The organism is Aeromicrobium sp., from assembly GCF_049586495.1.
GTDB lineage: Bacteria > Actinomycetota > Actinomycetes > Propionibacteriales > Nocardioidaceae > Aeromicrobium.
Genome location: NZ_JBAVCB010000129.1, coordinates 1 through 4,312, shown reverse-complemented (window position 1 = coordinate 4,312; position 4,312 = coordinate 1). Strand labels below are relative to the sequence as shown.

Here is a 4,312-nt window from a genome sequence, read left to right as displayed (position 1 = left end):
ATCCAGACCGAGTCGGTCGCCGGCCGCGACGGTGGCGGCATACGTGACCAGGACGGTGGGGAGAACGATCACGATGCCGCTGATCCCGATGCCGGCGATGTCGCCGATCGGCAGCTGCAGACCAAGCAACACCACCCCGAGCCGCAGCAGCAGCTTGGTGGTCGACGCCTGATCGGTCAGCGCGTCAAGGCGACCGATGGCTGTGTTCGCCGCCACGGCCCCCAGAACCAACGCGATCAACAGCGGCCCCGCCAGCGGCAGGACGATGCCGATCGCCACAGCGATCGACGCCGCGACCGCGGCTGGCACGAAGGCGACCGCCCGCCGGGCGTGGGTGTTCACCGCGTCAGGCTACCGACCTCGACGAGACGCTGCGATCCGCTACGAGAGCTGGGGATTCAGAGCTCTTTCATCCCCGGTACGTGGAGGCCGAGCCCTCCTGGCTCAGGCACTGATCCCCGGCTACGGCGACGGGGAACTTGTATCGCACCAGTGTGGTGCACTCGACCAGCTCCTGGCCGCCCCACACCTGCGACCACTCGCCCCCCTGCTTGGCCCACAGCACGGCGTAGCCGCCGCACTCGGGCACCGTGACTCCGCCCGACGCCCAGCCAGCATTCTGCAGGCGGTTGACCCGGATCGTGGGCTTCTCGGGACAGTCGCCGCCAGCTTCGTTCTGCAGCCGGTTCAGCTCCGCTGAGATGAACGCCTTGAAGTCGTCGGACGCTTTCGACAGGCCCGACGCGTCGGACGGAGCGGTCACCACCTTGCCGGAGTCCTCGGAGGTCTCGTAATCGATGGCCGGGGCGTCCGGATCGGGAGCCTCGATGGTCGGCGTTGTCGACTCCGTGGGGACTGCGCTGCTCGATGCGTCGGAGGTGGGTGCGGGCTTGGCCGCTCCGTCTTTGTCCTTGCTGCAGCCAGCGGCTAGCAGCAACAGGCACACCGACCCGATCAGAACGTGCTTCATGCCCCCATCATGACTCAATGAGTGGCGGGAGTGACGACAGTGACGCGTGTGGCGGCCGTCTCGCGCCGCGAGCAGATCGGTTGGCCATCCTTCGACGGCTCGGACTGTGCACAGTGAATGTGGCAGGGGGTTCACAGGATGCTCCGATTGCGACACCATCGCTGGAAGCCACCTCGCAAGGGAAGGGCCATCGGGGGATGGAACAACTGGCACCGGCTTTCGCCGACCAAGTACGCGACCTCGTGCGCGAGCGCCGCATCGACCCGCGCACCGACACCGACGCAGTGCGTCGCGCGGCCGTCGACGTCATCGCCGAGCACGACCGCCGCAGCCTCACCGGTGCTGTCCGTCCCGTTGACCAGCCCGAGATCGTCGTCGGCCAGATCCTGGCCGAGGTGTCCGGATTCGGACCCTTGCAACAGTTCCTCGACGACGAAGAGGTCGAGGAAGTCTGGATCAATCAGCCCGACCGCATCTTCGTAGCCAGGGAAGGCACCCACGAACTGACTGCTCTGGTGCTGACCCACGACCAGGTGCGTGAGCTGGTCGAGCGCATGCTGTCCAGCAGCGGCCGACGCCTCGACATCAGCCAGCCGTTCGTCGACGCCACGCTCCCTGGTGGCCATCGGCTGCATGTCGTGCTCGGCGGCATCACTCGCGGGTTTGCTGCCGTCAACATCCGCAAGTTCATCGCGAAGGCCCACTCGCTCCCCGACCTCGTCGAGCTGGGCAGCCTGGATCGTCGAACGGCGGACTTTCTCGACGCCTCGGTGCGAGCCGGACTCAACATCATGGTGTCGGGCGGCACTCAAGCCGGAAAAACCACCCTCCTCAATTGTCTGGCCGCCTCCATCCCGGGGACCCAGCGGCTCCTCTCGGTCGAAGAAGTCTTCGAACTGACGTGCGGTCACCCCGATTGGGTGGCGCTCCAGACTCGGCAAGCCGGGCTGGAGGGCACAGGCGAGATCACTCTGCGGGCACTGATCAAGGAAGCCCTGCGCATGCGACCTTCACGCATCATCATCGGCGAGGTACGCGCCGCCGAGTGCCTCGACCTGCTCCTCGCACTCAACGCAGGGTTGCCCGGCATGGCGTCGATCCATGCGAACTCAGCGCGTCAGGCCCTGGTCAAGATGTGCACCCTGCCGCTTCTGGCTGGCGACAACATCGGTTCGCGTTTCGTGGTGCCCACCGTCGCGGCGTCGGTCGACCTCGTCGTCCACACCGATCTGGACGCGGACGGCTCCCGCGCAGTCCGCGAGATCGTCGCCGTGACCGGGCGGGTGGAGAACGGGATCATCGAGTCCGAACCGGTCTTCACCCGACGCGGCACCACGCTCCAGCGCGACCATGGAGTTCCGGTCCGCCGGGCCGCCTACGAGCGCGCCAGCATCGACCTCGACCAGATCTTGGGAGGCTCGCGATGGGCGCTCTGACCGGAGGTGTCCTGGGTGTGGGCTGTGCACTGATCGCTTGGGCTCTGCTCCAGCCGGCGTGGCGACCGACGGTTCGACCCACGACGCGCCGCCGAGACCGCGTGACCGAGCTGCTCCTGGCCGCTGGGGTGGCTGGGGTCGCACCATGGCAGCTCGTCGGATTCTGCTTCTTGCTCTTCTCGCTGGCGACAGTGACGGTGCTGGCAGCGTCAGGAGTTGCGGGCATCGGCGTGCTGTTCGGGCTCATGGCGGGATTCGCACCCATCGTGATGCTCCGGGGAAGAGCCACCCACCGCCGCAGCACGCACGCGGCGATGTGGCCCGATGCCGTCGACAACCTCACGTCGGCGGTGCGAGCCGGACTGTCTTTGCCCGATGCCCTGATCCAGCTCGGCGAGAGAGGCCCGGACGAGCTGCGGGACCCTTTCGTCCACTTCGGTCATGACTACCAGTCCTCCGGTCGGTTCCATCAGTCACTCGACCTGCTGAAGGATCGGCTTGCTGACCCCACCGGCGACCGGGTGGTCGAAGCCCTGCGCATCGCCCGCGATGTTGGCGGGGGAGACCTCGGCCGCATGCTGCAGTCGCTGTCGAGCTTCTTGCGCGAGGACCAACGCACCCGCGGTGAGATCGAGTCGCGCCAGTCATGGACCGTCACCGGCGCACGTCTGGCGGTGGCGGCGCCGTGGATCGTGCTGCTGCTGATGTGCTTCCAGGGCGACGCAGCTCGCCGCTTCGCCTCCCCGACTGGCCTGCTGATTCTCGGCGGTGGAGCCCTCACCTGCGTCGTGGCGTACCGGCTGATGCTGTGGATCGGTCGACTCCCGGCTGAGCGACGGATTCTCGCGTGAGTGGAGCAGTGATCGGATGTGTGCTGTCCGCAGGACTGTGGTTGATCGGGTCCGGTGTCCTGCGCACCCGACGACCCTCGGTGGAGCAACGAGTGCTCCCGTACGTCCGCGACGTGCATCCGTACGTGGTCGCCCCCGGACGATCGAACGGGGTCGCAGTGGCGATCTTCGGACCGTCGGTGCAGCGGGCGGCCGTCGTGGTGGGCGAGTGGGTCGGCAGCGCCTGCGCCGTGCGTTCACGGCTCGACCGACTCGGAGTCGCGACCACCCTTGAGGAGTTTCGACTGCGCCAGTCCTTGTGGGGGGTTGCGGGTGGGGCTGGCGGGGCGGCCGTGGCCACCATGCTGTGGACGACCCAACGCACCGCGGTTCCCATTTTGCTCGGTGTCTGCGGCTTCGGATTCGTCGCCGGTGTCATGGGGTGCGACCGGCGCCTCAGCGCGCAGGTCACCCGCCGCGAGAAGGAGATGGAGCAGGAGTTCCCGATCGTGGCTGAGCTGCTCGCCCTTGCGGTGGCCGCCGGTGAGAGCCCTGTCGCGGGTCTCGATCGAATCCTGCGGGTCTGTCGGGGCAGTCTGGCCGATGAGCTCGCTCGGGTTCTGGCTGAGATCCGTACCGGAACGCCCATGGCAGCTGCCTTCGATGCGCTGGCTCGCCGCACGGGCGTCACCAGCATCTCGCGATTCGCCGAGGGCCTCGCCGTGGCGCTCGAGCGCGGCACGCCGCTCGTCGACGTCCTGCACGCCCAGGCCGCCGATGTACGCGACGCCGCACGTCGCGAGCTGATGGAAGCCGGTGGTCGGAAGGAAGTCTCGATGATGATCCCTGTGGTCTTCCTCGTGCTCCCGGTCACGATCGTCTTCGCCTTCTACCCGGGGCTGGTCGGCCTGCACCTGACATCTGGAACGTGAATCACAGGAGGAACCCATGCAGTGGATCGAACGCTTGACCGCCCGCGACGAGCGCGGTGACGTGCCGGGCTGGGTCATGATCACGGTCATGTCGGCCGGACTCGTCGCGATCATCGCGGCCGCCGCCGGCCCGCAGCTGCGGTC

Annotated in this window: 5 protein-coding genes; 3 read left to right on the top strand and 2 right to left on the bottom strand. The window is 67.6% G+C overall.

Translation table 11 applies throughout. From position 1 onward, the window contains the following. Positions 1-342 (bottom strand): putative sulfate exporter family transporter (locus WB508_RS06950; RefSeq protein ID WP_423844155.1); only part of this gene is annotated, 342 nt, incomplete at its 3' end. Positions 343-409: 67 nt separating this feature from the next. Continuing rightward, positions 410-970, bottom strand: a complete 561-nt coding sequence (locus WB508_RS06945; RefSeq protein WP_423844154.1) for a hypothetical protein — start codon at positions 968-970, stop codon at positions 410-412. A 197-nt stretch (positions 971-1,167) separates the two neighbouring features. Between WB508_RS06945 and WB508_RS06940 the strand changes: the two genes are divergently transcribed. From WB508_RS06940 to WB508_RS06930, 3 genes are all read left to right on the top strand, one after another. Next, positions 1,168-2,406 carry a CpaF family protein gene (locus WB508_RS06940; RefSeq protein WP_423844153.1) on the top strand — a complete coding sequence of 413 codons (1,239 nt, stop codon included), beginning with the start codon at positions 1,168-1,170 and terminating at the stop codon, positions 2,404-2,406. 101 nt (positions 2,407-2,507) lie between these two features. Next, complete coding sequence (locus tag WB508_RS06935) at positions 2,508-3,257, top strand: type II secretion system F family protein (protein ID WP_423844152.1); 750 nt, start codon at positions 2,508-2,510, stop codon at positions 3,255-3,257. Continuing rightward, positions 3,254-4,168, top strand: a complete 915-nt coding sequence (locus WB508_RS06930; protein ID WP_423844151.1) for a type II secretion system F family protein — start codon at positions 3,254-3,256, stop codon at positions 4,166-4,168. Before WB508_RS06935 ends, WB508_RS06930 begins: the two co-directional genes overlap by 4 nt. Positions 4,169-4,312 lie beyond the last annotated feature (144 nt).

What these genes read in the sequence shown, in the direction of transcription:
- WB508_RS06945 (WP_423844154.1), bottom strand. Translation starts at nt 970, where the DNA reads ATGAAGCACGTTCTGATCGGGTCGGTGTGCCTGTTGCTGCTAGCCGCT.
- WB508_RS06940 (WP_423844153.1), top strand. Translation starts at nt 1,168, where the DNA reads ATGGAACAACTGGCACCGGCTTTCGCCGACCAAGTACGCGACCTCGTG.